Annotated in this window: 35 protein-coding genes; 2 read left to right on the forward strand and 33 right to left on the reverse strand. The window is 65.8% G+C overall.

Annotated features, from left to right (window positions below; genetic code table 11):
• Positions 1–108: 108 nt before the first annotated feature.
• The 28 genes from rpsK to rpsJ all read right to left on the reverse strand — a co-directional run bounded on the left by rpsK (position 109) and on the right by rpsJ (position 14,687).
• Positions 109–513: a 30S ribosomal protein S11 gene (rpsK, locus tag ACFVYL_RS11880; RefSeq protein WP_003948617.1), complete on the reverse strand. Its 405-nt coding sequence runs from the start codon at positions 511–513 to the stop codon at positions 109–111.
• A 65-nt stretch (positions 514–578) separates the two neighbouring features.
• Entirely contained in the window at positions 579–959 is a 381-nt protein-coding gene (gene rpsM / locus ACFVYL_RS11885; protein ID WP_030782528.1) for a 30S ribosomal protein S13, read from the reverse strand.
• A gap of 206 nt (positions 960–1,165) precedes the next feature.
• Positions 1,166–1,279: a 50S ribosomal protein L36 gene (gene rpmJ, locus ACFVYL_RS11890; protein ID WP_003948619.1), complete on the reverse strand. Its 114-nt coding sequence runs from the start codon at positions 1,277–1,279 to the stop codon at positions 1,166–1,168.
• A gap of 58 nt (positions 1,280–1,337) precedes the next feature.
• Positions 1,338–1,559, reverse strand: coding sequence for a translation initiation factor IF-1 (gene infA / locus ACFVYL_RS11895; protein ID WP_003948620.1), 222 nt, complete (start codon positions 1,557–1,559; stop codon positions 1,338–1,340).
• Between the two features lie 184 nt (positions 1,560–1,743).
• Positions 1,744–2,580 carry a type I methionyl aminopeptidase gene (map, locus tag ACFVYL_RS11900; protein ID WP_389714781.1) on the reverse strand — a complete coding sequence of 279 codons (837 nt, stop codon included), beginning with the start codon at positions 2,578–2,580 and terminating at the stop codon, positions 1,744–1,746.
• 115 nt (positions 2,581–2,695) lie between these two features.
• Positions 2,696–3,349 carry an adenylate kinase gene (locus ACFVYL_RS11905; protein WP_389714782.1) on the reverse strand — a complete coding sequence of 218 codons (654 nt, stop codon included), beginning with the start codon at positions 3,347–3,349 and terminating at the stop codon, positions 2,696–2,698.
• On the reverse strand, positions 3,349–4,662 hold the full coding sequence (gene secY, locus ACFVYL_RS11910) for a preprotein translocase subunit SecY (protein WP_389714784.1): 1,314 nt from the start codon (positions 4,660–4,662) through the stop codon (positions 3,349–3,351). The genes ACFVYL_RS11905 and secY overlap by 1 nt, the downstream gene beginning before the upstream one ends.
• A 224-nt stretch (positions 4,663–4,886) precedes the next feature.
• A complete protein-coding gene (rplO, locus tag ACFVYL_RS11915) occupies positions 4,887–5,342 on the reverse strand; it encodes a 50S ribosomal protein L15 (protein WP_098244248.1) in 456 nt (151 codons plus the stop codon).
• Between the two features lies 1 nt (position 5,343).
• The gene (gene rpmD, locus ACFVYL_RS11920; protein ID WP_030567278.1) at positions 5,344–5,526 is read right to left on the reverse strand and encodes a 50S ribosomal protein L30; all 183 of its coding nucleotides are present in this window, start codon (positions 5,524–5,526) and stop codon (positions 5,344–5,346) included.
• Positions 5,526–6,131 carry a 30S ribosomal protein S5 gene (gene rpsE, locus ACFVYL_RS11925; protein WP_389714785.1) on the reverse strand — a complete coding sequence of 202 codons (606 nt, stop codon included), beginning with the start codon at positions 6,129–6,131 and terminating at the stop codon, positions 5,526–5,528. Before rpsE ends, rpmD begins: the two co-directional genes overlap by 1 nt.
• A gap of 41 nt (positions 6,132–6,172) precedes the next feature.
• Positions 6,173–6,556, reverse strand: a complete 384-nt coding sequence (rplR, locus tag ACFVYL_RS11930) for a 50S ribosomal protein L18 (RefSeq protein ID WP_055564833.1) — start codon at positions 6,554–6,556, stop codon at positions 6,173–6,175.
• 3 nt (positions 6,557–6,559) lie between these two features.
• Positions 6,560–7,099 (reverse strand): 50S ribosomal protein L6, encoded by a 540-nt coding sequence (gene rplF / locus ACFVYL_RS11935; protein WP_362363444.1) that lies wholly within the window; start codon positions 7,097–7,099, stop codon positions 6,560–6,562.
• A 21-nt stretch (positions 7,100–7,120) separates the two neighbouring features.
• A complete protein-coding gene (rpsH, locus tag ACFVYL_RS11940) occupies positions 7,121–7,519 on the reverse strand; it encodes a 30S ribosomal protein S8 (protein WP_018528360.1) in 399 nt (132 codons plus the stop codon).
• Positions 7,520–7,729: 210 nt separating this feature from the next.
• Complete coding sequence (locus ACFVYL_RS11945; RefSeq protein ID WP_003956452.1) at positions 7,730–7,915, reverse strand: type Z 30S ribosomal protein S14; 186 nt, start codon at positions 7,913–7,915, stop codon at positions 7,730–7,732.
• Positions 7,916–7,920: 5 nt separating this feature from the next.
• On the reverse strand, positions 7,921–8,478 hold the full coding sequence (rplE, locus tag ACFVYL_RS11950) for a 50S ribosomal protein L5 (RefSeq protein ID WP_055564831.1): 558 nt from the start codon (positions 8,476–8,478) through the stop codon (positions 7,921–7,923).
• On the reverse strand, positions 8,478–8,801 hold the full coding sequence (rplX, locus tag ACFVYL_RS11955; RefSeq protein WP_016645174.1) for a 50S ribosomal protein L24: 324 nt from the start codon (positions 8,799–8,801) through the stop codon (positions 8,478–8,480). Before rplX ends, rplE begins: the two co-directional genes overlap by 1 nt.
• A 2-nt stretch (positions 8,802–8,803) precedes the next feature.
• Positions 8,804–9,172, reverse strand: coding sequence for a 50S ribosomal protein L14 (rplN, locus tag ACFVYL_RS11960; protein WP_003974257.1), 369 nt, complete (start codon positions 9,170–9,172; stop codon positions 8,804–8,806).
• A gap of 128 nt (positions 9,173–9,300) precedes the next feature.
• The gene (rpsQ, locus tag ACFVYL_RS11965) at positions 9,301–9,588 is read right to left on the reverse strand and encodes a 30S ribosomal protein S17 (protein WP_150171090.1); all 288 of its coding nucleotides are present in this window, start codon (positions 9,586–9,588) and stop codon (positions 9,301–9,303) included.
• Positions 9,588–9,812: a 50S ribosomal protein L29 gene (rpmC, locus tag ACFVYL_RS11970; protein ID WP_127912615.1), complete on the reverse strand. Its 225-nt coding sequence runs from the start codon at positions 9,810–9,812 to the stop codon at positions 9,588–9,590. Before rpmC ends, rpsQ begins: the two co-directional genes overlap by 1 nt.
• The gene (rplP, locus tag ACFVYL_RS11975) at positions 9,812–10,231 is read right to left on the reverse strand and encodes a 50S ribosomal protein L16 (RefSeq protein WP_030782563.1); all 420 of its coding nucleotides are present in this window, start codon (positions 10,229–10,231) and stop codon (positions 9,812–9,814) included. The genes rpmC and rplP overlap by 1 nt, the downstream gene beginning before the upstream one ends.
• A 5-nt stretch (positions 10,232–10,236) precedes the next feature.
• Positions 10,237–11,079: a 30S ribosomal protein S3 gene (gene rpsC, locus ACFVYL_RS11980; protein WP_125514476.1), complete on the reverse strand. Its 843-nt coding sequence runs from the start codon at positions 11,077–11,079 to the stop codon at positions 10,237–10,239.
• Entirely contained in the window at positions 11,079–11,426 is a 348-nt protein-coding gene (gene rplV, locus ACFVYL_RS11985) for a 50S ribosomal protein L22 (RefSeq protein ID WP_361716672.1), read from the reverse strand. Before rplV ends, rpsC begins: the two co-directional genes overlap by 1 nt.
• Before the next feature lie 42 nt (positions 11,427–11,468).
• Entirely contained in the window at positions 11,469–11,750 is a 282-nt protein-coding gene (gene rpsS, locus ACFVYL_RS11990) for a 30S ribosomal protein S19 (protein ID WP_356251643.1), read from the reverse strand.
• Between the two features lie 12 nt (positions 11,751–11,762).
• Positions 11,763–12,599: a 50S ribosomal protein L2 gene (rplB, locus tag ACFVYL_RS11995; protein ID WP_361716676.1), complete on the reverse strand. Its 837-nt coding sequence runs from the start codon at positions 12,597–12,599 to the stop codon at positions 11,763–11,765.
• A 39-nt stretch (positions 12,600–12,638) separates the two neighbouring features.
• Positions 12,639–13,058, reverse strand: a complete 420-nt coding sequence (gene rplW, locus ACFVYL_RS12000; RefSeq protein WP_223776220.1) for a 50S ribosomal protein L23 — start codon at positions 13,056–13,058, stop codon at positions 12,639–12,641.
• Entirely contained in the window at positions 13,058–13,711 is a 654-nt protein-coding gene (rplD, locus tag ACFVYL_RS12005; RefSeq protein WP_389714788.1) for a 50S ribosomal protein L4, read from the reverse strand. Before rplD ends, rplW begins: the two co-directional genes overlap by 1 nt.
• A gap of 8 nt (positions 13,712–13,719) precedes the next feature.
• Entirely contained in the window at positions 13,720–14,364 is a 645-nt protein-coding gene (gene rplC / locus ACFVYL_RS12010) for a 50S ribosomal protein L3 (protein ID WP_055564825.1), read from the reverse strand.
• Between the two features lie 14 nt (positions 14,365–14,378).
• Positions 14,379–14,687, reverse strand: a complete 309-nt coding sequence (rpsJ, locus tag ACFVYL_RS12015) for a 30S ribosomal protein S10 (RefSeq protein ID WP_003948644.1) — start codon at positions 14,685–14,687, stop codon at positions 14,379–14,381.
• Between the two features lie 803 nt (positions 14,688–15,490).
• Between rpsJ and ACFVYL_RS12020 the strand changes: the two genes are divergently transcribed.
• Both ACFVYL_RS12020 and ACFVYL_RS12025 read left to right on the forward strand, forming a co-directional pair.
• Entirely contained in the window at positions 15,491–16,426 is a 936-nt protein-coding gene (locus ACFVYL_RS12020; protein WP_389714790.1) for a helix-turn-helix domain-containing protein, read from the forward strand.
• A gap of 19 nt (positions 16,427–16,445) precedes the next feature.
• Positions 16,446–16,823: a hypothetical protein gene (locus ACFVYL_RS12025; RefSeq protein WP_389714792.1), complete on the forward strand. Its 378-nt coding sequence runs from the start codon at positions 16,446–16,448 to the stop codon at positions 16,821–16,823.
• Between the two features lie 180 nt (positions 16,824–17,003).
• Here the strand turns inward: ACFVYL_RS12025 and tuf are convergent, their stop codons facing one another.
• From tuf to ACFVYL_RS12050, 5 genes are all read right to left on the reverse strand, one after another.
• Positions 17,004–18,197, reverse strand: a complete 1,194-nt coding sequence (gene tuf, locus ACFVYL_RS12030) for an elongation factor Tu (protein WP_161692952.1) — start codon at positions 18,195–18,197, stop codon at positions 17,004–17,006.
• 144 nt (positions 18,198–18,341) lie between these two features.
• The gene (fusA, locus tag ACFVYL_RS12035; RefSeq protein ID WP_389714794.1) at positions 18,342–20,468 is read right to left on the reverse strand and encodes an elongation factor G; all 2,127 of its coding nucleotides are present in this window, start codon (positions 20,466–20,468) and stop codon (positions 18,342–18,344) included.
• A gap of 39 nt (positions 20,469–20,507) precedes the next feature.
• Complete coding sequence (gene rpsG, locus ACFVYL_RS12040) at positions 20,508–20,978, reverse strand: 30S ribosomal protein S7 (RefSeq protein ID WP_003974303.1); 471 nt, start codon at positions 20,976–20,978, stop codon at positions 20,508–20,510.
• Between the two features lie 2 nt (positions 20,979–20,980).
• A complete protein-coding gene (rpsL, locus tag ACFVYL_RS12045; protein ID WP_003948652.1) occupies positions 20,981–21,352 on the reverse strand; it encodes a 30S ribosomal protein S12 in 372 nt (123 codons plus the stop codon).
• 527 nt (positions 21,353–21,879) lie between these two features.
• Positions 21,880–25,794, reverse strand: a complete 3,915-nt coding sequence (locus ACFVYL_RS12050; protein WP_389714795.1) for a DNA-directed RNA polymerase subunit beta' — start codon at positions 25,792–25,794, stop codon at positions 21,880–21,882.
• Positions 25,795–25,806: the final 12 nt, after the last annotated feature.

Genomic DNA, 25,806 nt, shown 5'->3' on the forward strand with positions numbered 1-25,806 from the left:
TTGATGCCCTGCCCGGGGCGAAGCCCCATGTGTTACTGGCTACAAGGGTACGGGCGATACGGCTCGGAAGAGCCGTACCGCCCGATTCCTCAAGTCAAGCGACGTACGTCAGACGCGACGGCGCTTGGGCGGACGGCAGCCGTTGTGCGGCGTGGGCGTCACGTCCTGGATCGAGCCGACCTCGAGGCCGGTGGCCTGGAGGGAGCGGATCGCGGTCTCACGGCCGGAGCCGGGACCCTTGACGAACACGTCGACCTTGCGCATGCCGTGCTCCTGCGCGCGACGGGCGGCCGACTCGGCAGCCATCTGCGCGGCGAACGGCGTGGACTTGCGCGAGCCCTTGAAGCCGACGTGGCCGGCGGAGGCCCACGAGATCACGTTGCCGGTCGGGTCCGTGATGGACACGATCGTGTTGTTGAACGTGCTCTTGATGTGAGCGTGCCCGTGGGCAACGTTCTTCTTTTCCTTGCGGCGCACCTTCTTGGCAGCGCCCTGACGACCCTTGGGGGGCATCTATAACTCCTACGGGAGGTGGTCGGTCCTGCAGCGTCAGCTGTCGATAGACCGCTGAGCGAGGACTACTTCTTGCCCGGCTTCTTCTTACCGGCGATGGCGCGACGCGGGCCCTTGCGGGTGCGGGCGTTCGTGCTGGTGCGCTGACCGCGGACCGGCAGACCACGACGGTGACGGAGACCCTGGTAGCAACCGATCTCGACCTTGCGGCGGATGTCGGCCTGGATCTCGCGACGGAGGTCACCCTCGGTCTTGATGTTGGCGTCCACGTACTCACGGATCTTGACGAGGTCTTCCTCGGTCAGATCGCGGACGCGGGTGTTGCGGTCCACCTCGGTGGCGTCCAGCGTCTGCTGGGCCAGCGTGCGGCCGATGCCGAACACGTAGGTGAGGGCGACCTCGATGCGCTTCTCGCGCGGGAGGTCAACACCTTCAACGCGTGCCATTCATGGCTCCTGTTGATTCTTCGGAGGTCTTCAGCAGAACCACTCCCAGCCGCCGTCCCCTTTTGCTGGAAAAGGGTCGGTACGTACTGGGTCCCCGGCCTCCGACCGGGGGTGTCGCCCTCCATGACCGATGGTTCTGAAGAGGGACGGGTCCTGCGTATCTACTTACGTGCGTCGCGCGAAAATCTGCGAACTGCAGTCGTGCGTCAGCCCTGGCGCTGCTTGTGGCGCGGGTTGTCGCAGATGATCATGACCCGGCCGTGACGGCGGATCACCCTGCACTTGTCGCAGATCTTCTTGACGCTCGGCTTGACCTTCATTGGGTGAGGTTCTCCGGGTCAGTGCCACCACCCCGCGCGAGCGGGATGCGGGCAAGATCTACTTGTACCGGTAGACGATCCGGCCACGGGTCAGGTCGTACGGAGACAGCTCCACCACGACCCGGTCGTCAGGGAGGATGCGGATGTAGTGCATGCGCATCTTGCCACTGATGTGTGCCAGGACCTGGTGGCCGTTCTGGAGCTCCACCTTGAACATGGCGTTCGGAAGAGACTCGACGACAGTGCCTTCGATCTCGATGGCACCTTGCTTCTTGGCCACGCTTCGCCCTTCGAATCGACTACCTTGATCGACTTCGTACACCGAATGCAGACACACGGATGCACGAGAGCCGACGCGTCAGTCTACGTCAGTGCACTCGGAAAGACGAATCGAGAAAGTCTGCCCCACGAGCAAGATCCTTAAGCAAGGAGGCACCACTGCCGCACACCGCTGACATCACGGCTCAGCCCAGCGGGTCCGGCGCCGCCGTGGTCCCGTACTCCGCCAGCTTCGCCTTGCCGCAGTCCGGCGCCGTGAGGACCAGCGGGCCCTCCTCCGTCAGCGCGACGGAGTGCTCCCAGTGCGAGGACCACGTGCCGTCCGTCGTGATGACGGTCCAGTCGTCCTCCAGGACCTCCGTGCGGGGGGTGCCGAGGGAGACCATCGGCTCGATGGCCAGGCAGAAGCCGGGGACCAGCTTGGGGCCCTTGCCGCGGCGGCGCTCGACGTAGTTCAGGAGGTGCGGGTCCATGTGCATCTCGGTGCCGATGCCGTGACCGCCGTAGTCCTCGACGATCCCGTACTTGCCGCCGCCCGGCTTGGGCTGGCGGCGGATGTACGTCTCGATGGCGCGCGAGATGTCGATGAGCCGGTTGCCCGGCTTCATGGCCGCGATGCCCGCCCACATCGACTCCTCGGTCACCCGGGAGAGCTCGACGAGCTCCGGGGCGTGACCGGTGCCCACGAACGCGGTGTAGGCCGCGTCACCGTGCCAGCCCTCGATGATCGCGCCCGCGTCGATGGAGATGATGTCGCCGTCCTTCAGGACGGTCTTGTCGTCGGGGATGCCGTGCACGACGACCTCGTTGACCGAGGTGCAGATCGTGGCGGGGAAGCCGCCGTACCCGAGGAAGTTCGACTTCGCGCCGTGCTCGGCGATCACCTTGCGGGCGACGTCGTCCAGATCCTTCGTGGTGGCGCCGGGCACCGCGGCCTCACGGGTCGCGGCGTGGATCGCGGCGACGACAAGGCCCGCCTCACGCATCTTCGCGATCTGCTCGGGGGTCTTGATCTGCACCATGGGACTTCCGCTCTCCGTCATCCGTCGACAAACCGGCTACGTACTCGCGCCGGGTACGTAGACAACAGTACGGCCGCGGTCCCCCGACGGGCACCGCGGCCGAACAGCGTACTGATTACTTGTCGCCCTTGAGGGCGTCCATCGCGCGCTCCGTGACCTCGTCCACCTTGCCGAGCGCGGAGATCGTGACGACCAGGCCCTGGGTCCGGTAGTAGTCGATGATCGGCTCGGTCTGCGAGTGGTAGACCTCGAGGCGCTTGCGGACGGTGTCCTCGCTGTCGTCCTCGCGCTGGTACAGCTCGCCGCCACAGATGTCGCAGACGCCCTCGGCCTTCGGCTGGGAGTACGTCACGTGGAAGACGTGGCTCGAGTCGTTGCGGCAGATGCGGCGGCCCGCGATGCGCTTGACGACCTCGTCCTCGGGGACCTCGAGGTCCAGGACCGCGTCGAGCTTCACATCGTCGGCCTTGAGGGCCACGTCGAGCGCCTCGGCCTGCGACACGTTGCGCGGGAAGCCGTCGAGCAGGAAGCCGTTCTCGGCGTCCGGCTGCGCCATGCGGTCCTTCGCCATGCCGATGGTCACCTCGTCGGGCACGAGGTTGCCGGCGTCCATGAACGCCTTCGCCTGCTTGCCAAGATCCGTGCCCTGGCTGATGTTGGCACGGAAGAGGTCGCCCGTGGAGATGTGCGGGATCGACAGGTTCTTGGCGAGGAACGCGGCCTGCGTTCCCTTGCCCGCACCGGGCGGCCCGACGAGGACGATTCGCATCAGCGGAGGAACCCTTCGTAATTGCGCTGCTGGAGCTGGCTCTCGATCTGCTTCACGGTTTCCAGACCCACACCCACGATGATGAGGATGCTCGTCCCGCCGAACGGGAAGTTCTGGTTTGCCTGGAAGCCCACCAACGCCATCGTCGGCACAAGAGCGATCAGTCCCAGATACAGCGAACCCGGCCACGTGATCCGGTTGAGTACGTAGCTCAAGTACTCAGCGGTCGGGCGGCCAGCCCGGATGCCCGGGATGAAGCCACCATACTTCTTCATGTTGTCGGCGACTTCCTCGGGGTTGAAGGAGATCGCGACGTAGAAGAAGGCGAAGAAGACGATCAGGATGAAGTACGTGGCGATGTAAATCGGATGGTCACCCTTGGTCAGGTTCGCCTCGATCCACGTCTTCCATCCCGAGTTGCCGCCCGCGAACTGGGCGACCAGGGCCGGAATGTAGAGCAGCGAGGAGGCGAAGATCACAGGGATGATGCCCGCCTGATTGACCTTCAGCGGAATGTACGTCGACGTTCCGCCGTAGGACCGGCGGCCGATCATTCGCTTCGCGTACTGGACCGGAATGCGGCGCTGCGCCTGCTCGACGAAGACCACCAGGCCGACCATGACCAGACCGACCGCGATCACGGTGCCGAACTCGATCCAGCCGCCCGCCAGGTCGCCCTGCTGCTTGATCGCCCAGAGGGCGCTCGGGAAGGTGGCGGCGATCGAGATGAACATCAGGATGGACATGCCGTTGCCGATGCCGCGGTCGGTGATGAGCTCACCGAGCCACATGACACAGGCCGTACCCGCGGTCATCGTGATGACCATCGTGATGGTGACGAAAATCGACTGGTCGGGGACGATCCGGCTGGCGACGGGGCAGCCCTGGAAGAGGGAGCCGGTGCGGGCGGTGGCCACCAGGCCGGTGCCCTGCAGGATCGCGAGCGCGATGGTCAGATAGCGCGTGTACTGCGTGATCTTCGCTGTGCCGGCCTGGCCCTCCTTCTTGAGGGCCTCGAGTCGCGGGATCACCACGGTCAGCAGCTGCAGAATGATGCTCGCCGTGATGTACGGCATGATGCCGAGCGCGAAGATCGTGATCTGCAGCAGCGCGCCACCGCTGAACATGTTGACAAGACCGAACAGACCCTGGTTCGCATTCGCGTTGTCGATGCAGGTCTGGACGTTCTTGTAGTCGATACCGGGGATCGGCACATGCGTACCCACCCGGTAGATCACGATGATGCCGAGCGTGAAGAGCAGCTTCTTGCGCAGGTCGGGCGTCTTGAACGCCCGGGCGAACGCGGTGAGCACGGTGCCTCCTGCGACCCCCGCGCGCGTGCGCCAGAGGTGGTGGTCTGAGGTTCGACGAATACGTATCAGTCAAGAAAACCGTGCGGCCGGGCCGCACGGAGCTTGGACAGTGCACGCCACCTTACCGGCGACCGTGCCCCCCTTGGAACGACCAACCGGGGATGCCCCTTTTGTGGGGCATCCCCGGCTGGGAATCGCTCATGTCATCGACACGTCTGAGGGAATCAGACGAGCTCGGTGACGGTACCGCCGGCGGCGGTGATCTTCTCCTTGGCGGAGCCGGAGACGGCGTCGACCGTCACCTGCAGCGCCACGGTGACCTCACCCTGGCCGAGGACCTTGACGAGGCTGTTCTTGCGAACCGCACCCTTGGCCACGAGGGCCTCGACGGTGACCTCGCCACCCTCGGGGAACAGCGCGCTCAGCTTGTCGAGGTTCACGACCTGGAACTCGGTCTTGAACGGGTTCTTGAAGCCCTTGAGCTTCGGGAGACGCATGTGGAGGGGCATCTGGCCACCCTCGAAGCGCTCCGGAACCTGGTAACGGGCCTTGGTGCCCTTGGTACCACGACCAGCGGTCTTACCCTTGGACGCCTCACCACGACCCACACGGGTCTTGGCGGTCTTGGCGCCCGGGGCGGGCCGGAGGTTGTGGACCTTCAGCGGGTTCTGCTCCGCCATGTCAGTCGACCTCCTCAACCGTCACGAGGTGGCGGACGGTCTGCACCATGCCGCGGAACTCGGGGCGGTCCTCCTTGACGACCTGCGTGTTGATGCCCTTGAGGCCAAGGGAACGCAGGGTGTCGCGGTGGTTCTGCTTGCTGCCGATGTACGACTTCGTCTGCGTGATCTTGAGCTGTGCCATTACGCAGCACCAGCCCCGGCACGCGCCCGCAGCAGAGCCGCGGGAGCGACGTCCTCGAGGGGCAGACCACGGCGAGCCGCGATCTCCTCGGGACGCTGCAGGCCCTTGAGGGCCGCCACGGTCGCGTGCACGATGTTGATCGCGTTCGACGAACCGAGCGACTTCGACAGGATGTCGTGAACGCCGGCGCACTCGAGCACGGCACGCACCGGGCCACCGGCGATAACACCGGTACCGGGGGAAGCAGGCTTGAGCAGGACGACGCCCGCGGCCTTCTCGCCCGTGATCGGGTGCGGGATGGTGCCCTGGATACGGGGGACCTTGAAGAAGTGCTTCTTGGCCTCCTCAACACCCTTGGCGATGGCGGCCGGCACCTCCTTGGCCTTGCCGTAACCGACACCCACGGTGCCGTCACCGTCGCCCACCACGACCAGCGCGGTGAAGCTGAAGCGACGACCACCCTTCACAACCTTGGCGACACGGTTGATCGCGACAACGCGCTCAACGTATGCGGTCTTCTCGGCGGCAGCGCCACCGTCGCGACCCTTCCGGTCCCGCCGCTCGCCGCCACCGGCACCGCCACCGCGGCGCTGGGGTCCAGCCATTGGAATTACCTCTCTCTGTTTCCGCTAGCTACGGAACCGACTCAGAACTTGAGTCCGGCTTCGCGGGCGGCGTCCGCCAGGGCTGCGATGCGCCCGGCGTACTGGTTACCACCACGGTCGAACACGACAGTCTCGACACCGGCAGCCTTGGCGCGCTCGGCGACCAGGGCGCCGACCGACTTGGCAGCCGCGGACTTGTCGCCCTCGGCCCCGCGGATCGTGGTGTCCAGGGTCGACGCCGACGCAAGGGTGTGACCCTTGATGTCGTCGATGACCTGGGCCACGATGTGGCGGTTGGAACGCGTCACGACCAGGCGCGGACGCTCAGCCGTACCCGAGATGTGCTTACGGATGCGGATGTGACGACGCTTGATGGCAGCACGCTTGTAAGCGTCGCCCTTAGCAATCTTGACACCGTATGCCATGGCTTACTTACCCGCCTTTCCGACCTTGCGGCGGATGACTTCGCCTTCGTACTTGACGCCCTTGGCCTTGTACGGGTCGGGCTTGCGCAGCTTGCGGATGTTGGCCGCAACCTCGCCGACCTTCTGCTTGTCGATGCCCTCGACCGAGAAACGGGTCGCGGACTCCACCTTGAAGGTGATGCCCTCGGGGGCCTCGACCAGGATCGGGTGGCTGTAGCCCAGCGAGAACTCCAGGTTGGAGCCCTTCGCGAGGACGCGGTAACCGACACCGCTGATTTCGAGCTTCTTCACGTAACCCTGGGTCACGCCGGTGATCATGTTCGCCACCAGCGTGCGGGACAGGCCGTGCAGGGCCTTGTTCTGACGCTCGTCGTTCGGACGGGTGACGTTCAGAACGCCGTCCTCGTCCTTAGCGATCTCGATCGGCGCGACAACGGTGTGCGAAAGGGAACCCTTGGGGCCCTTCACAGCGACCGTACGGCCGTCGATGGTGACGTCCACGCCGGCGGGAACCGTGATGGGGAGCTTGCCAATACGCGACATTAGCTATTCCTCCGTTCCCGACTACCAGACGTAGGCGAGGACTTCCCCACCTACGCCCTTCTTGCCTGCCTGCTGGCCGGTCAGAAGACCGTGCGACGTGGAGATGATCGCCACGCCGAGGCCGCCGAGGACCTTGGGCAGGTTGGTGGACTTCGCGTAAACCCGGAGACCGGGCTTGGAGATCCGCTTGATGCCCGCGATGGAGCGCTCACGGTTCGGGCCGAACTTCAGCTCGAGAACGAGGTTCTTGCCAACCTCGGCGTCCTCGACCTTCCAGCCCGTGATGAAGCCCTCCTGCTGGAGGATCTCCGCGATGTGAGACTTGATCTTGCTGTGCGGCATCGCCACGGTGTCGTGGTACGCCGAGTTCGCGTTACGCAGACGAGTCAGCATGTCCGCGATCGGATCAGTCATGGTCATGAATTGGCCTTCGGCCTCTCTCGCCGTGGTTTCCTATCTGCGCCATCCCTCTCCCCACTCAGAGGCAGGACGGGTGCGGCGCGGGGACCTACGGCGTAGTAAGTCGGTCAGGGCGGCAGACGCCCAACCCTCCTAGCCTAAGCCATATGGAGGACGGCATCTGCCAACCCTTTACTTACCGAGAGTCCAAGCAGTCCGGAAAAGTACGGACTACCAGGAGCTCTTGGTCACGCCCGGCAGCTCGCCACGGTGAGCCATCTCACGAAGGCACACGCGGCAGAGGCCGAACTTGCGGTAGACGGAGTGCGGGCGGCCGCAGCGCTGGCAGCGGGTGTACGCACGCACACCGAACTTGGGCTTACGAGCAGCCTTGGCAATCAGAGCCTTCTTCGCCATCTCGCTTACGCCTCCTTGAACGGGAAGCCGAGGTGACGAAGGAGCGCACGGCCCTCAGCGTCGTTGGTCGCCGTGGTGACCACGGTGATGTCCATACCCCGGACGCGGTCGATCTTGTCCTGGTCGATCTCGTGGAACATGACCTGCTCCGTGAGACCGAAGGTGTAGTTGCCACGGCCGTCGAACTGCTTGGGGGACAGACCACGGAAGTCGCGGATGCGCGGCAGCGCGAGCGACAGGGTGCGGTCCAGGAACTCCCACATGCGGTCGCCACGGAGCGTGACGTGGCAGCCGATCGGCTGACCCTCGCGCAGCTTGAACTGCGCGATGGACTTCCGGGCCTTCGTCACGGCCGGCTTCTGACCGGTGATCGTGGTCAGGTCGCGGATGGCGCCGTCGATCAGCTTCGAGTCACGGGCGGCGTCGCCGACACCCATGTTGACCACGATCTTGACCAGACCGGGGATCTGCATGACGTTCTCGTACGAGAACTCCTCACGCAGCTTGCCGGTGATCTCCTCGCGGTACTTCGTCTTGAGACGCGGAGTGGTGGTGGTCGTCATCAGATGTCCTCACCCGTCCGCTTGGCAACGCGGATCTTGTTGCCCTCGTCGTCGAAGCGGTAACCGACACGCGTGACAACCTTGTTGCCGTCCTTCTCCACGACCAGCTGGACGTTGGAGACGTGGACGGGGGCCTCGGTGGTCACGATGCCGCCGGCCTGCGAGCCGCTGGCGGTCGGGCCGGCCTTCGTGTGCTTCTTGACCCGGTTGACACCCTCGACCAGGACGCGCTCGTCGCGCGGGTAAGCGGCAATGACCTTGCCCTGCTTGCCCTTGTCCTTACCGGTGATGACCTGAACCAGGTCGCCCTTCTTGATCTTCATGCTTACAGCACCTCCGGCGCGAGCGAGATGATCTTCATGAACTTCTTCTCGCGCAGCTCACGGCCGACGGGGCCGAAGATACGGGTGCCGCGAGGGTCGCCGTCGTTCTTCAGAATGACGGCGGCGTTCTCGTCGAAGCGGATGTACGAGCCGTCCGGACGGCGGCGCTCCTTGACGGTGCGAACGATGACCGCCTTGACGACGTCACCCTTCTTCACGTTGCCACCGGGGATCGCGTCCTTGACGGTGGCGACGATGACGTCACCGATACCCGCGTAGCGGCGACCCGAGCCACCGAGAACACGAATGGTGAGAATTTCCTTCGCACCCGTGTTGTCGGCGACGCGAAGTCGCGACTCCTGCTGGATCACGTCTATCTCCTGTTTGTCTGCCGGTTCCCCCGGGGCAGTTCAGTGAACTGCCCCGGGAGCCTGGCGGAACGAACTCCGAGGGATACCCCTAGGAGCTGTACTTGTTGGAATTCCCTTGCGGGAATTACCTACTTGGCCTTCTCGAGGATCTCGACGATGCGCCAGCGCTTGGTCGCCGACAGCGGACGCGTCTCCATCAGGAGGACGCGGTCGCCGACGCCGGCAGCGTTCTGCTCGTCGTGCGCCTTGAGCTTGTTCGTACGGCGGATGACCTTGCCGTACAGCGCGTGGGTCACGCGGTCCTCGACGGCGACGACGACGGTCTTGTCCATCTTGTCGCTGACGACAAGACCCTGACGGGTCTTGCGGAAGCCGCGCGCGGCCTTCGTCTCTTCAGTCACGTTGCTCTCGCTCATCAGGCGCTCTCCACCGTCTCGATGCCCAGCTCGCGCTCACGCATCAGGGTGTAGATCCGCGCGATGTCCTTACGGACGGCCTTGAGCCGACCGTGGTTCTCGAGCTGCCCCGTCGCCGCCTGGAAGCGGAGGTTGAACAGCTCTTCCTTGGCTTCGCGAAGCTTGTTGACAAGCTCCTCGTCGCCCAGTTCGCGCAGCTCGGACGCCTTGGTACCGGCCGACATCACGACTCACCTGCCTCGCGCCGGACGATGCGGCACTTCATCGGAAGCTTGTGAGCAGCGCGGGTGAGCGCCTCACGAGCAATCTTCTCGTTCGGGTACGACAGCTCGAACATCACCCGTCCCGGGTGAACGTTCGCGACCCACCACTCCGGAGAACCCTTACCGGAACCCATGCGGGTCTCGGCAGGCTTCTTGGTGAGGGGGCGGTCCGGGTAAATGTTGATCCAGACCTTGCCGCCACGCTTGATGTGGCGGGTCATCGCGATACGAGCCGCCTCGATCTGGCGGTTGGTCACGTACGCCGGCGTGAGGGCCTGAATGCCGTACTCGCCGAATGCGACCGTCGTACCACCCTTGGCCTGACCGCGGCGCTTGGGGTGGTGCTGCTTGCGGTGCTTGACCCTACGGGGGATCAGCATTTCGGTCAGGCCTCCGTTCCGGTGCTCTCAGCCGGAGCGGCAGCGGCGGCGGGAGCGTCGGCCTTGGGGGCCTCGGCAGCCGGCGCGGACTGCTGCTGCGGCTTGCGGCCGCGGCCGCCACGCTCGCCACCGCGGCCACCACGGGCCGGGCGGTCGTTGCCGCCGCCACGGGCCGGGCGGTTACCCGCACGGGCCGCGGCGTTCTCGGCGCGGACCTCGGCGATGTTCTTGACGTCGCCCTTGTAGATCCAGACCTTCACGCCGATGCGGCCGAAGGTCGTCTTGGCCTCGAAGAAGCCGTAGTCCACGTTCGCGCGCAGCGTGTGCAGCGGCACACGACCCTCGCGGTAGAACTCGGACCGGGACATCTCGGCGCCGCCGAGACGGCCGCCACACTGGATCTTGATGCCCTTGGCGCCGGCCTTCATCGCCGACTGCATGCTCTTACGCATGGCGCGACGGAAGGAGACGCGGGAGGACAGCTGCTCCGCCACGGCCTGGGCCACGAGCTGAGCGTCGACCTCGGGGTTCTTGACCTCGAGGATGTTCAGCTGGACCTGCTTGCCCGTGAGCTTCTCGAGGTCACCGCGGATGCGGTCGGCCTCGGCGCCACGGCGGCCGATGACGATGCCCGGACGAGCGGTGTGGATGTCCACACGCACGCGGTCACGGGTGCGCTCGATCTCAACCTTCGAGATGCCGGCGCGCTCCATGCCGGACGTCATCATCCGACGGATGGCGACGTCTTCCTTGACGTAGTCCTTGTACAGCTTGTCGGCGTACCAACGCGACTTGAAGTCGGTCGTGACACCGAGCCGGAACCCGTGCGGGTTTACCTTCTGGCCCATTACCGGGTTCCTTCCTTGCTGCTGACGACCACGGTGATGTGGCTGGTCCGCTTACGGATCCGGTAGGCACGGCCCTGAGCACGCGGACGGAACCGCTTCAGGGTCGGGCCCTCATCCACGTACGCCTCGCTGATGACCAGCGAAGAGGCGTCGTTGTGGTCGTAGTTGTGCGCGGCGTTGGCAATGGCGCTGTCCAGCACCTTGCCGACCGGCACGCTCGCGGCCTGCGGGGCGAAACGCAGGACCGCCTGAGCCTCCGTGGCATCCATGCCACGGATGAGGTCCACCACGCGGCGGGCCTTCATGGGCGTGACGCGGATGTACCGCGCCTGGGCCCTGGCTTCCATGGTTGTCCCTTCGGTGTTAGTCATAGTCGTTTCCACCCCGCGCTAGCGGCGCTTCGACTTCCGGTCGTCCTTGACGTGGCCGCGGAAGGTGCGAGTCGGCGAGAACTCGCCGAGCTTGTGGCCGACCATCGACTCGGTGACGAACACCGGGATGTGGGTCTTGCCGTTGTGCACCGCGATCGTGTGACCCAGCATGCTGGGAATGATCATCGAGCGACGGGACCAGGTCTTGATGACGTTCTTGGAACCGGCTTCGTTCTGCACGTCCACCTTTTTTACGAGGTGGTCGTCGACGAAGGGCCCCTTCTTGAGACTGCGCGGCATCTAAACCCGCTCCTAGCGCTTCTTGTTCGACTTGCGGCGACGGACGATGTACTTGTTGCTCGCCTTGTTGCGATCACGAGTACGACCCTCCTTCTGACCCCACGGCGAGACCGGGTGACGACCACCGGAGGTCTTGCCCTCACCACCACCGTGCGGGTGGTCGACCGGGTTCATCACGACACCACGCACGGTCGGGCGGACGCCCTTCCAGCGCATGCGGCCGGCCTTGCCCCAGTTGATGTTCGACTGCTCGGCGTTGCCGACCTCACCGATGGTGGCGCGGCAGCGCACGTCGACGAGACGGATCTCGCCGGACGGCATACGAAGGTGCGCCATGGCGCCTTCCTTCGCGAGCAGCTGCACCGAGGCACCGGCCGAGCGGGCGAACTTCGCGCCGCCGCCGGGCCGCAGCTCGATGGCGTGGAGGGTCGTACCCACCGGGATGTTGCGCAGCGCCATGTTGTTGCCGGGCTTGATGTCGGCACCGGGGCCGCTCTCAATCCGGTCACCCTGCTGCGTGCCGCGCGGGGCGAGGATGTAGCGCTTCTCGCCGTCCGCGTAGTGCAGCAGCGCGATGCGCGCGGTGCGGTTGGGGTCGTACTCGATGTGCGCGACCTTGGCCGGCACACCGTCCTTGTCGTGACGACGGAAGTCGATCACGCGGAAGGCGCGCTTGTGTCCGCCACCCTGGTGGCGAACGGTGATCCGACCGGCGTTGTTACGGCCGCCCTTGCTGTGCAGCGGGCGAACCAGCGACTTCTCCGGCGTGGACCGCGTTACCTCGACGAAGTCGGCGACGCTGGAGCCACGACGGCCCGGCGTAGTCGGCTTGTACTTGCGGATTCCCATTTCTCAGTCCTCGTCCGATATTCGGACCAGGGCGCTCCGTTAGGAGGCCTGGCCGAAGATGTCGATACGGTCGCCCTCAGCAAGGGTCACAATCGCGCGCTTGGTGTCGGCACGCTTGCCGAAACCAGACTTGGTGCGCTTGCGCTTGCCCTGACGGTTGATCGTGTTGACTCCGGTGACCTTGACCGAGAAGACCGACTCGACGGCCTGCTTGATCTGGGTCTTGTTGGAGCCGGGGGCCACGATGAACGTGTACTTGCCCTCGTCGAGCAGCGCGTACGACTTCTCGGAGACGACCGGCTTGACGAGGACGTCGCGCGGGTCCGAGAAGGACTTGCTCAGCGGGGTGGGCTCAACAGCGATCTTGCCCTCGGTCGCGATGCGCTTCGCCTTGGCGACGCGCGCGGCCTTGGCGGCCTTCGCAGCCTTGGACGCGATGCTCTGGTGACGAATAGCCATCAGGCTTCGCTCCCTTCGGTCTCATCGGCCTTGGGGCCAGACACGAAGGACTCGAAGGCGGCCTTGGTGAAGACCACGTCGTCCGAGACGAGCACGTCGTACGTGTTCAGCTGGCCCGGCTCCAGGATGTGCACCTGGGGCAGGTTACGGGCGGAGAGCAGCGCGGTCTCGTCCGAGCGCTCGATGACCAGGAGCACGTTCTTGCGCTCACTGACCTTGCCGAGCAGGCTCTTCGCGGCCTTCGTCGAGATCTCGCCCGCGACCACGTCGGAGACGACGTGGATGCGCGAGTTGCGCGCCCGGTCGGTGAGGGCGTGACGCAGAGCGGCAGCCTTCATCTTCTTGGGCGTGCGCTGCGAGTAGTCACGCGGCTGCGGGCCGTGGACGACGCCACCGCCGGCGAACTGCGGCGCACGGGTCGAACCCTGGCGCGCGCGGCCGGTGCCCTTCTGGCGGTACGGCTTCTTGCCGCCACCGCGGACTTCGCCGCGACGCTTGGTCTTGTGCGTGCCCTGGCGGGCAGCGGCCAGCTGAGCGACGACGACCTGGTGGATCAGCGGAATGCTGATCTTCTCGACGTCGAAGATCTCCGCGGGGAGCTCGACCGTCCCGGTCTTGTCGCCTGCCGGCGAAAGGATGTCAATGGTGCTCATGGGTTACCTCAGGCCCCCTTGGCCGCGGTACGGACCAGGACGAGGCCGCCGTTCGGACCAGGAACCGCGCCCTTGATGAGGAGCAGGCCCTTCTCCGCGTCAACGGCGTGGACGGTCAGGTTCTGGGTGGTGACCCGCTCGCTGCCCATGCGACCGGCCATGCGCTGGCCCTTGAACACACGGCCAGGCGTGGCGCAGCCACCGATGGAACCGGGCTTGCGGTGCACGCGGTGGGCACCGTGGGAGGCCTTGCCGCCGGCGAAGTTGTGACGCTTCATCACACCGGCGAAGCCCTTGCCCTTGCTCTTGCCGGTGACGTCGACCTTGATACCGGCCTCGAACGTCTCGGCAGTCAGCTCCTGGCCGAGGGTGTACTCGCTGGCGCCAGCGGTACGGATCTCGACGAGGTGGCGACGGGGGGTCACGTCGGCCTTGGCGAAGTGGCCCTTGAGGGGCTTGTTCACCTTGCGCGGGTCGATCTCGCCGAAGGCGATCTGGACCGACTCGTAGCCGTCGCTGTCATTCGTACGGACCTGGGTAACGACGCAGGGTCCGGCCTTGACCACGGTCACCGGGACGACACGGTTGTTCTCGTCCCAGACCTGGGTCATGCCGAGCTTCTCGCCCAGGATGCCCTTGATCTGCTTGGTCATCTTCTCCGCGCCCTTCAGAGCTTGATCTCGATGTCAACGCCGGCCGGAAGGTCCAGGCGCATCAGCGAGTCAACGGTCTTGGGGGTCGGGTCGAGGATGTCGATCAGGCGCTTGTGCGTGCGCATCTCGAAGTGCTCGCGCGAGTCCTTGTACTTGTGCGGCGACTTGATGACGCAGTACACGTTCTTCTCAGTGGGCAGCGGCACCGGGCCCGCGACCGACGCACCAGTACGCGTCACCGTCTCGACGATCTTCTTCGCCGAGGAATCGATGACCTCGTGGTCGTAGGCCTTGAGCCGGATGCGGATCTTCTGTCCCGCCATGGCTACTTAGTAGTCCTTTGTCTCGAACGCTCTGGCTCCCGGGAGGCCCTTTTTTCTACTTCCTCCGACCCACGCGGTCGGGCGTGTCGCAGTCCCGCTCACACAGTTCTCCCGAAGGAGAATCCCTGCTAGGGGCTGCGGCCCAGATGACCGCGGGTCCGGGGGAAGAAACCCACCGGGCGCCTGGTCGAGCCACCGCACCGCACTTCCCGAAAGATTCCCGTACGTCCGCCCCAGCGCTGCCAGTGGGCCTTTTCGGGCCCTGCGACAGATAAGGCGACGAGTACTGTGGGACTCGCTTCCGGTCCTCCCGGCGGGAGGCGCGCAGCATCGGCACTCAACCGAGCAACCATGACAGTCTGCCATACGGGGCATGCCTGGTGCCAATCGAGCGGATGAGCGTACCCCGTGAGTGACGGAGATCAAACCCGGGGACCCGGGTCGGCGCGCCGGAGCCCCGTGGGCATGGGGGTCTGGGCGACTGCGTCTCACCCCACCGGAACCCGCCCCCGCGTGCTCCGGTGGCGCGGGCGACTTCCCCCAAGAAACCTGAGAGAGAAAGAACCCCCACCAAGCCCCACCAGGCCCCGCCGGGCCGCGAGTCAGCGGTGCCGCGCCCGCTCACTCCCCCGAGTGAACATCACCGGCTGGGCTGGCTTTCCGACCCCCCAACTCCCTTACGCTCACCGCCAGCAGGCGAAATCGAATCGCCGCAGCGAAACAACCCCAAACATGCGACGGCCCCCGCCGGGACGGCAATCCCGTGGCGAGGGCCTGACCACCGAGGAAGTAGGCCCTTCCCGATGGATACCCAAAACACTAGCGCGCCCCCGTGCGCCAAGTCCGCCGACGGGGACAACAAACCCCCCGCAAGGGCGACCACACGTCCCCGAGGCGAAGCGCACGCCACCGCTGCCCGGCGCCAGCCGTCCGGCATCGCCCACGAGAACACCCGCCACACCGCCCGTTTCACGGTGATCGGCAACCACCTCGCGCAGCACCAGGAGCTCTCCCTCCTGGCGATCGGCCTGGCCTGTCACATCCAGTCGCTGCCGACCGGCGCCCGCGTCGACATCAAGACGCTGGCAGCCCGCTTCCCCGAGGGAGCCACCCGTATCGCCGCGGCCCTCCGTGAGCTGGAGACACACGGCTACCTGCGCCGGGACCGCGAACGCACCCCCACCGGCCGCATCGTCACCCGCACGACCTCCTGCAACCAGCCACGCACCACCCGGCAACACCCCCCGTCGCCGAAGCCCCACCCCGAAAAGGCGCGAGCCGAGCAGGCATCCCCCTCGCCACCCCGCAAAATTCCCCGCCCCCTCCCGGCGGTACCGCACCCCACCTGCGCGGCCCCGCACCTCCTCGACGAGGCGAACCAACTCCTCACGGGCCTGAGCCACCACGACCCGCGCCTGATCCTGACGGCTCGCGACACGGCCCACCTGACCACGGGTGTGGTCGCCTGGCTGGAACGGGACGTCACCCTTGAGGCCGTGCGCCACGCCCTGACGCACGACCTGCCACCCACGGGCCTGCACCGCCCGGCCGCCCTGCTGGCCCACCGCCTGACGGCCCTCCTCCCACCCGCACCCGCCTTCCGCACCCCGACGGCGATCCGGCACCCCCTCCAGAACTGCGACACCTGCGACCGCGCCTTCCGAGGCCCGGAGCCGGGGCCCTGCGGCGACTGCCGCGAGGCTGAGGAACCCGCGTCCGATCTGCCGTACACCCACTGACCAGCGGAAACACTGAACAATGTTCGCGTCCCCCCATCCCGAGAGCCACAGGCGACCGCAGGCCGACCACGGACACGAGCTGGCACCCCGCCCTGAGCACACGCCCGACGCCCTGCGCGCCGCCCTCGCCGTCGTCGCCCCGGCGCGCCTGCCGGAGATGCAGCTCACCAAGGACGAGGCCTTTGCCAAGGCCGTCGAGTGGCAGTCCCTCAGCCCGGTACGGAGCTGGGTCCTCACCTGGGCCCGGGACATCGAGATCGCGCGCCGCCCCGACCTGTCCGCCCGGCACACCCGCGCGACGCGGGACCTGGAGCACGAAGACGCGGCAGTCGCCGGGGAAGCCCTGCGTGAGCTGAGCGCTGTCCTCGACGAGGCCATGAAGGCAGTACGGGCTTGAGCTGGAGCTGGGAGTACGCCTTCGCAGCGGAAGAAGCCGCCCGTACCGCGCCAACGCGCACCACACACGCAAAAGGGCCCGTACGACCGAAGTCGTACGGGCCCTTCCGTTACTGCGTGTACTGCGATGCGCTCAGTTCAGAGCAACCGGGTCTCCCCGATCAACGCGCAAGCGGAATGCTTACTTGTTGATCTTGGTGACCTGGCCGGCGCCGACGGTCCGGCCACCCTCACGGATGGCGAACTTCAGGCCCTCTTCCATCGCGACGGGCTGGATGAGCTCAACGGTCATCTCAGTGTTGTCGCCCGGCATGACCATCTCGGTGCCCTCGGGGAGGGTCACGACGCCGGTCACGTCGGTGGTGCGGAAGTAGAACTGCGGGCGGTAGTTGTTGAAGAACGGGGTGTGACGGCCACCCTCGTCCTTCGACAGGATGTAGGCCTGGGCCTCGAACTCGGTGTGCGGCGTGACCGAACCGGGCTTGATGATGACCTGGCCGCGCTCGACATCCTCGCGCTTGATGCCACGGAGGAGCAGACCGACGTTCTCACCGGCCTGGCCCTCGTCGAGCAGCTTGCGGAACATCTCGATGCCGGTGACCGTGGTGGTGGTCTTCTCGGTCTTGATGCCGATGATGTCGACGGTCTCGTTGACCTTGAGGACACCACGCTCGATACGACCGGTGACGACGGTGCCACGACCGGTGATCGTGAAGACGTCCTCGATCGGCATCAGGAACGGCTTGTCGACGTCACGCTCGGGCTCCGGGATGGACTCGTCGACAGCCTTCATCAGGTTGAGGACGGACTCACCCCACTCCTTGTCGCCCTCGAGCGCCTTGAGCGCCGAGACCTTGACGACCGGCAGGTCGTCGCCCGGGAACTCGTACTCGGAGAGGAGCTCACGGACCTCGAGCTCGACGAGCTCCAGGATCTCCTCGTCGTCCACCATGTCGGCCTTGTTCAGGGCGACAACGATGTACGGAACGCCGACCTGGCGGGCCAGGAGCACGTGCTCCTTGGTCTGCGGCATCGGGCCGTCGGTCGCGGCGACCACGAGGATCGCGCCGTCCATCTGCGCGGCACCCGTGATCATGTTCTTGATGTAGTCCGCGTGACCGGGGCAGTCGACGTGGGCGTAGTGACGCGCCTCGGTCTGGTACTCGACGTGCGCGATCGAGATCGTGATACCGCGCTGGCGCTCCTCGGGAGCCTTGTCGATCTGGTCGAAGGCCGAGGCCTCGTTCAGGTCGGGGTACGCGTCGTGCAGCACCTTGGTAATGGCGGCCGTGAGGGTCGTCTTACCGTGGTCAATGTGACCGATGGTGCCGATGTTGACGTGCGGCTTAGTCCGCTCGAACTTTGCCTTCGCCACTGAATCCTCCTGCGGAGTGGTTCTGTACGCCTTGCTTCATCGGCGCCAGGTGATCTTTGCTGGGAAGCCAGCCGCCGGGGTTCTTGCCCTGGGGTTTCGAACCCCGGCGGATGGTGTCAAGCCTAAAGCGTGAACTCGGGTGAGCTACTCGCCCTTGGCCTTCGCGATGATCTCCTCGGCGACGTTCCGCGGAACCTCGGCGTAGGAGTCGAACTGCATTGAGTAGCTTGCGCGACCCGACGTCTTGCTGCGGAGGTCTCCGACATAGCCGAACATCTCCGACAGGGGCACGAGGCCCTTCACGACGCGAGCGCCGCTGCGCTCCTCCATGGCCTGGATCTGGCCACGGCGGGAGTTGATGTCACCGATGACATCGCCCATGTAGTCCTCGGGCGTGGTGACCTCGACGGCCATCATCGGCTCGAGCAGCACAGGGCTGGCCTTGCGCGCGGCCTCCTTGAAGGCCTGCGAGCCGGCGATCTTGAAGGCGAGCTCGGAGGAGTCGACCTCGTGGTACGCACCGTCGAGAAGCGTGACGCGGACACCGGTCATCTCGTAGCCCGCCAGGATGCCGAACTGCATGGCTTCCTGCGCACCCGCGTCCACCGACGGGATGTACTCGCGGGGGATGCGGCCACCGGTGACCTTGTTCACGAACTCGTACGACGCGTCGCCGCCCTCGATGGGCTCGATCGCGATCTGCACCTTCGCGAACTGACCGGTACCACCGGTCTGCTTCTTGTGGGTGTAGTCCACGCGCTCGACGGCCTTGCGGATCGTCTCGCGGTACGCGACCTGGGGCTTGCCGACGTTCGCCTCGACGCGGAACTCGCGCTTCATGCGGTCGACGAGCACCTCGAGGTGAAGCTCGCCCATACCACCGATGATGGTCTGGCCGGTCTCCTCGTCCGAGTGAACGCGGAAGGAGGGGTCCTCCTCCGAGAGACGCTGGATGGCGACACCCAGCTTCTCCTGGTCACCCTTGGACTTCGGCTCGATGGCGACCTCGATGACCGGCGCCGGGAAGTCCATGGACTCCAGGATCACCGGCTGCTTGTCGTCACTGAGCGTCTCACCCGTGGTGGTCTGCTTCAGGCCCATGACGGCGACGATGTCACCGGCGCCCACCGACTCGATCTCCTCACGCTTGTTCGCGTGCATGCGGTAGATCTTGCCGATGCGCTCCTTCTTGCCCTTGACGGAGTTCAGCACCGCGGTGCCGGAGTCCAGGCGACCGGAGTAGATCCGGACGAAGGTGAGCTTGCCGAGGTGCGGGTCGCTCGCGATCTTGAACGCGAGGGCCGACAGCGGCTCGTCGTCGGACGGCTTGCGCTTGACGACCATCTCCGGGTCCTTGACGTCGTGGCCCTCGATGGCCTCGACGTCCAGGGGGGACGGCAGGTAGCGCACGACCGCGTCGAGCAGGGGCTGGACGCCCTTGTTCTTGAACGCGGTACCGCAGAAGACGGGGGTGACGGTGGTGTCGCCGCCCTTGCCGGAGGCGATGGTGATGCGACGGATCGCCGCGTACAGCTGCTCCTCGGTGGGCTCCTGGCCCTCGAGGTACAGCTCCATCATCTCTTCGTCGTTCTCCGCGACGGCCTCGAGCAGCTTGCCGCGGTACTCCTCGGCAGCCTCGGTGTGCGTGTCGGGGATGTCGACGATGTCGTAGGCCTCGCCCATCTTGGTCTCTGCGGACCAGACGAAGGCCTTCATCGTGACGAGGTCGACGACGCCCTTGAAGTCAGCCTCTGCGCCGATGGGCAGCTGCATGACGATCGGGGTCGCACCGAGGCGGTCGACGATCATGTCGACACAACGGTGGAACTCGGCACCGGTGCGGTCGAGCTTGTTGACGAAGCAGATACGCGGGACGCCGTAGCGGTCCGCCTGACGCCACACGGTCTCGGACTGCGGCTCAACGCCGGCGACGCCGTCGAACACCGTCACGGCACCGTCGAGCACGCGGAGCGAACGCTCCACCTCGACGGTGAAGTCGACGTGGCCCGGGGTGTCGATGATGTTGATGGTGTGGTCGACGTCGTTCATCGGCCAGTGACAGGTGGTGGCAGCAGAGGTGATCGTGATGCCACGCTCCTGCTCCTGCTCCATCCAGTCCATCGTGGCGGCGCCGTCGTGGACCTCGCCGATCTTGTACGACACACCGGTGTAGAACAGGATCCGCTCGGTGGTCGTCGTCTTGCCCGCGTCGATGTGGGCCATGATGCCGATGTTGCGCACCTTGGCCAGGTCAAGTGAAGTGGTAGCCATGTCGGCTCAGTCTTCTCTCGGTCTCGATGTGGGTAGCGACTACCAGCGGTAGTGCGCGAAGGCCTTGTTGGACTCGGCCATCTTGTGGGTGTCCTCGCGCTTCTTCACAGCGGCACCGAGGCCGTTGGAGGCGTCGAGGAGCTCGTTGAGCAGACGCTCGGTCATCGTCTTCTCGCGACGGGCGCGGGAGTAACCGACCAGCCAGCGCAGGGCGAGCGTGTTCGCACGGCCCGGCTTGACCTCGATCGGGACCTGGTAGGTCGCGCCACCGACACGGCGGGACTTGACCTCAAGGGTCGGCTTGATGTTCTCGAGCGCGCGCTTCAGCGTGATGACCGGGTCGTTGCCGGTCTTCTCGCGCAGGCCCTCCATGGCGCCGTACACGATGCGCTCGGCGGTGGAGCGCTTGCCGTTCAGCAGCACCTTGTTGATGAGGGAGGTCACCAGAGGAGAACCGTAGACCGGGTCGATGATGACCGGGCGCTTCGGGGCGGGGCCCTTACGAGGCATTCTTACTTCTCCTTCTTGGCGCCGTAGCGGCTGCGGGCCTGCTTGCGGTTCTTGACACCCTGGGTGTCGAGGGAACCGCGGATGATCTTGTAGCGAACACCAGGCAGGTCCTTCACACGGCCACCACGCACGAGCACGATGGAGTGCTCCTGCAGGTTGTGTCCCTCACCCGGAATGTAGGCCGTAACCTCGATCCCGGAGGTCAGACGCACACGCGCGACCTTACGGAGGGCCGAGTTCGGCTTCTTCGGGGTGGTCGTGAACACACGCGTGCAGACGCCACGGCGCTGGGGCGAACCCTCGAGTGCGGGCGTCTTGTTCTTCTCGACCTTGTCCTGCCGGCCCTTACGGACCAGCTGCTGGATCGTAGGCACTACTTCTCCGGTTTCTGTGTGCCGAATAGGTAAAGCTAACCTGGAACATCTCCGACCCACGCGGTCGGGTGTGTCGAATGCTGCAGACTCCCGCCGCTAAGCGGAGAGTGGGCGCAGATCACGGTGGCCGTTCTCGGACTCCCGCTGCGGTTGAGGACACGCGCGCGAGCCCAGGCACACCCCAGGCACAAGGTCTGAGCGTACCTACCTCATCGAGTCTGGTCAAAACAAATGCGATGGGCCGCGACACGCCGGACATCTGGACGGATCCGTGACGCCGCGGAAGTCCTTGATCAATTCGCATGTGACCTGTTCACAGCCGGTGGACCAGCGAACGTCAGCGCCACAAGGGCCCTGGTCGGCGCCTGAACGGCCGGGACCGGCCCGCCCCTCCCCCGCGCCCTCCGCGGCCTCCAGCAGGGCGCAGCGCCCCCTGTACGCCCGGGAGGACGCCGAAGGGCGGTCACCCCGTGGCAACGGGGTGACCGCCCTTCAACAGACCTGAGCCTTACCGGCAGACCGGAGTCTTACTGGTTGTACGGCCCGTAGTCGTAGTCCTCCAGCGGAACGGCCTGGCCGGAGCCCGTGCCGAACGGGGAGTAGTCGATGTCGTCGTAGCCGACGGCCGAGTACATCGCGGCCTTGGCCTCTTCGGTCGGCTCGACCCGGATGTTGCGGTAGCGGGAGAGACCCGTACCGGCCGGGATGAGCTTACCGATGATGACGTTCTCCTTGAGGCCGATGAGGCTGTCGGACTTGGCGTTGATCGCCGCATCCGTCAGGACTCGGGTCGTCTCCTGGAAGGAGGCGGCCGACAGCCAGGATTCCGTCGCCAGCGAGGCCTTGGTGATACCCATCAGCTGCGGACGGCCGGAGGCCGGGTGGCCGCCTTCCGTGACCACACGACGGTTCTCGGTCTCGAACTTCGAGCGCTCGACGAGCTCGCCCGGCAGCAGCTCCGCGTCGCCGGACTCGATGATCGTCACACGGCGCAGCATCTGCCGGATGATGATCTCGATGTGCTTGTCGTGGATCGACACGCCCTGGCTGTTGTAGACCTTCTGGACTTCGCCGACCAGGTGGACCTGGACCGCGCGCTGACCGAGGATCCGCAGCACGTCGTGCGGGTTGGTGGCACCGAAGGTGAGCTTCTGGCCCACCTCGACGTGGTCACCCTCACGCACGAGGACCTTGGCGCGCTTCGAGATCGGGAAGGGAGTCTCGTCGCTGCCGTCGTCCGGCGTGACGACGATCTTCTTGGTCTTCTCGGTCTCCTCGATACGGACGCGGCCTGCCGCCTCCGAGATCGGGGCGACACCCTTGGGCGTACGAGCCTCGAAGAGCTCGACGACACGGGGCAGACCCTGGGTGATGTCGTCACCGGCCACACCACCGGTGTGGAAGGTACGCATCGTCAGCTGCGTGCCGGGCTCACCGATGGACTGGGCGGCGATGATGCCGACCGCCTCACCGATGTCGACCAGCTTGCCGGTGGCGAGCGAACGGCCGTAGCAGAAGGCACAGGTGCCGACCGCGGACTCACAGGTCAGGACCGAGCGGGTCTTGACCTCCTCGACGCCGTTGGCGACCAGGGCGTCAATGAGGACGTCACCGAGGTCGACGTTGGCCGGCGCGATGACCTTGCCGTCGATGACGACGTCCTCGGCCAGCATGCGGGCGTACACCGAGGTCTCGACGTTCTCCGTCTTGCGGAGCACACCGTCCTCGCCCTTGACCGCGATCTTGAGCTTCAGACCGCGCTCGGTGCCACAGTCCTCCTCGCGAATGATGACGTCCTGCGAGACGTCGACCAGACGACGGGTGAGGTAACCGGAGTCGGCGGTACGCAGAGCCGTGTCCGCCAGACCCTTACGGGCACCGTGGGTGGAGATGAAGTACTCGAGAACGGTCAGGCCCTCACGGAACGAGGCCTTGATCGGACGCGGGATGGTCTCGTTCTTCGCGTTCGACACCAGACCACGCATACCCGCGATCTGACGCATCTGCATCATGTTTCCTCGGGCACCCGAGTCAACCATCATGAAGATGGGGTTCGTCTTCGGGAAGTTCGCGTTCATCGCCTCGGCAACCTCGTTGGTCGCCTTGGTCCAGATCGCGATGAGCTCCTGCGTGCGCTCGTCCTTGGTGATCAGACCGCGCTCGTACTGCTTCTGGACCTTCTCGTCCTGCGCCTCGTAGCCCGCGACGATCTCCTTCTTGGCCGCGGGGACCACGACGTCGGAGATGGCCACGGTGACGCCGGAACGGGTCGCCCAGTAGAAGCCCGCCGCCTTCAGGTTGTCGAGCGTCGCCGCCACGATGACCTTGGGGTAGCGCTCGGCGAGGTCGTTGACGATCTCGGAGAGCTGCTTCTTGCCGACCGAGTAGTCGACGAAGGGGTAGTCCTCGGGCAGCAGCTCGTTGAAGAGCGCACGGCCGAGCGACGTACGCAGCCGGAAGCTGTCGCCCTGCTGGTACGGCCGCTCCTCGACGCCCTCGTCGCCCGCCTCGGAGACCGGCGGGGTCCAGCCGCGCGGCGGGATGGTGCCCACCGGGAAGCGGATGTCGACCGTCGACTGCAGCGCGAGCTCACCGGCGTCGAACGCCATGATCGCCTCGGCCGTGGAGCCGAACGCGCGGCCCTCGCCCTTGGTGTCACGGAGCTCACCGTCGGTGGTCAGGAAGAACAGACCGAGGACCATGTCCTGGGTCGGCATCGTGACCGGACGGCCGTCGGCGGGCTTCAGGATGTTGTTCGAGGACAGCATCAGGATGCGGGCCTCGGCCTGCGCCTCCGCGGAGAGCGGCAGGTGCACGGCCATCTGGTCACCGTCGAAGTCCGCGTTGAACGCGGTGCAGACGAGCGGGTGGATCTGAATGGCCTTGCCCTCGACCAGCTGCGGCTCGAAGGCCTGGATGCCGAGGCGGTGCAGCGTCGGCGCACGGTTCAGGAGAACCGGGTGCTCGGCGATGACCTCTTCCAGGACGTCGTACACGACCGTGCGGCCGCGCTCGACCATGCGCTTGGCCGACTTGATGTTCTGCGCGTGGTTCAGGTCGACCAGGCGCTTCATCACGAACGGCTTGAAGAGCTCAAGCGCCATGGCCTTCGGCAGACCACACTGGTGCAGCTTCAGCTGCGGGCCGACGACGATCACGGAACGCGCGGAGTAGTCCACACGCTTACCGAGAAGGTTCTGACGGAAACGACCCTGCTTGCCCTTGAGCATGTCGCTCAGGGACTTCAGCGGGCGGTTGCCGGGACCGGTGACCGGGCGACCACGACGACCGTTGTCGAAGAGGGCGTCCACGGCCTCCTGGAGCATGCGCTTCTCATTGTTCACGATGATCTCGGGAGCACCGAGGTCGAGAAGCCGCTTCAGGCGGTTGTTGCGGTTGATCACGCGGCGGTACAGGTCGTTCAGGTCGGAGGTCGCGAAGCGGCCACCGTCCAGCTGCACCATCGGACGCAGGTCCGGCGGGATGACCGGCACGCAGTCGAGCACCATGCCCTTGGGGCTGTTGCTGGTCTGCAGGAACGCGGAGACGACCTTGAGGCGCTTGAGCGCACGGGTCTTCTTCTGGCCCTTGCCGGTACGGATGATCTCGCGGAGGCGCTCGGCCTCCTCGTCCAGGTCGAACGACTCAAGGCGCTTCTGCAGTGCAGCGGCACCCATCGAACCGTCGAAGTACGTGCCGAAGCGGTCACGCAGCTCGCGGTAGAGCAGCTCGTCACCCTCCAGGTCCTGGACCTTGAGGTTCTTGAAGCGGTTCCACACCTCGTCGAGACGGTCGATCTCGCGCTGCGCACGGTCGCGCAGCTGCTTCATCTCCCGCTCGGCACCTTCGCGCACCTTGCGGCGCACGTCGGCCTTGGCGCCCTCGGCCTCGAGCTCGGCCAGGTCGGTCTCGAGCTTCTTGGCGCGGGCCTCCAGGTCGGAGTCGCGGCGGTTCTCGATCTGCTGGCGCTCCACGGAGACGTGCGCCTCCAGGGAGGGCAGGTCACGCGTACGGCGCTCCTCGTCCACGAACGTGATCATGTACGCCGCGAAGTAGATGACCTTTTCGAGGTCCTTCGGAGCGAGATCAAGCAGGTAGCCGAGGCGCGACGGAACGCCCTTGAAGTACCAGATGTGCGTGACAGGCGCGGCCAGCTCAATGTGGCCCATCCGCTCACGACGCACCTTGGCGCGAGTGACCTCGACGCCGCAGCGCTCGCAGATGATGCCCTTGAAGCGGACACGCTTGTACTTGCCGCAGTAGCACTCCCAGTCCCGGGTCGGACCGAAGATCTTCTCGCAGAAGAGTCCGTCCTTTTCGGGCTTGAGCGTGCGGTAGTTGATGGTCTCCGGCTTCTTGACCTCGCCGTGGGACCACTGTCGGATGTCGTCCGCGGTGGCAAGGCCGATCCGCAGCTCGTCGAAGAAGTTGACGTCGAGCACTTTGTCGTCAAT

It is taken from the genome of Streptomyces sp. NPDC058308 (genome assembly GCF_042880275.1).
GTDB lineage: Bacteria > Actinomycetota > Actinomycetes > Streptomycetales > Streptomycetaceae > Streptomyces.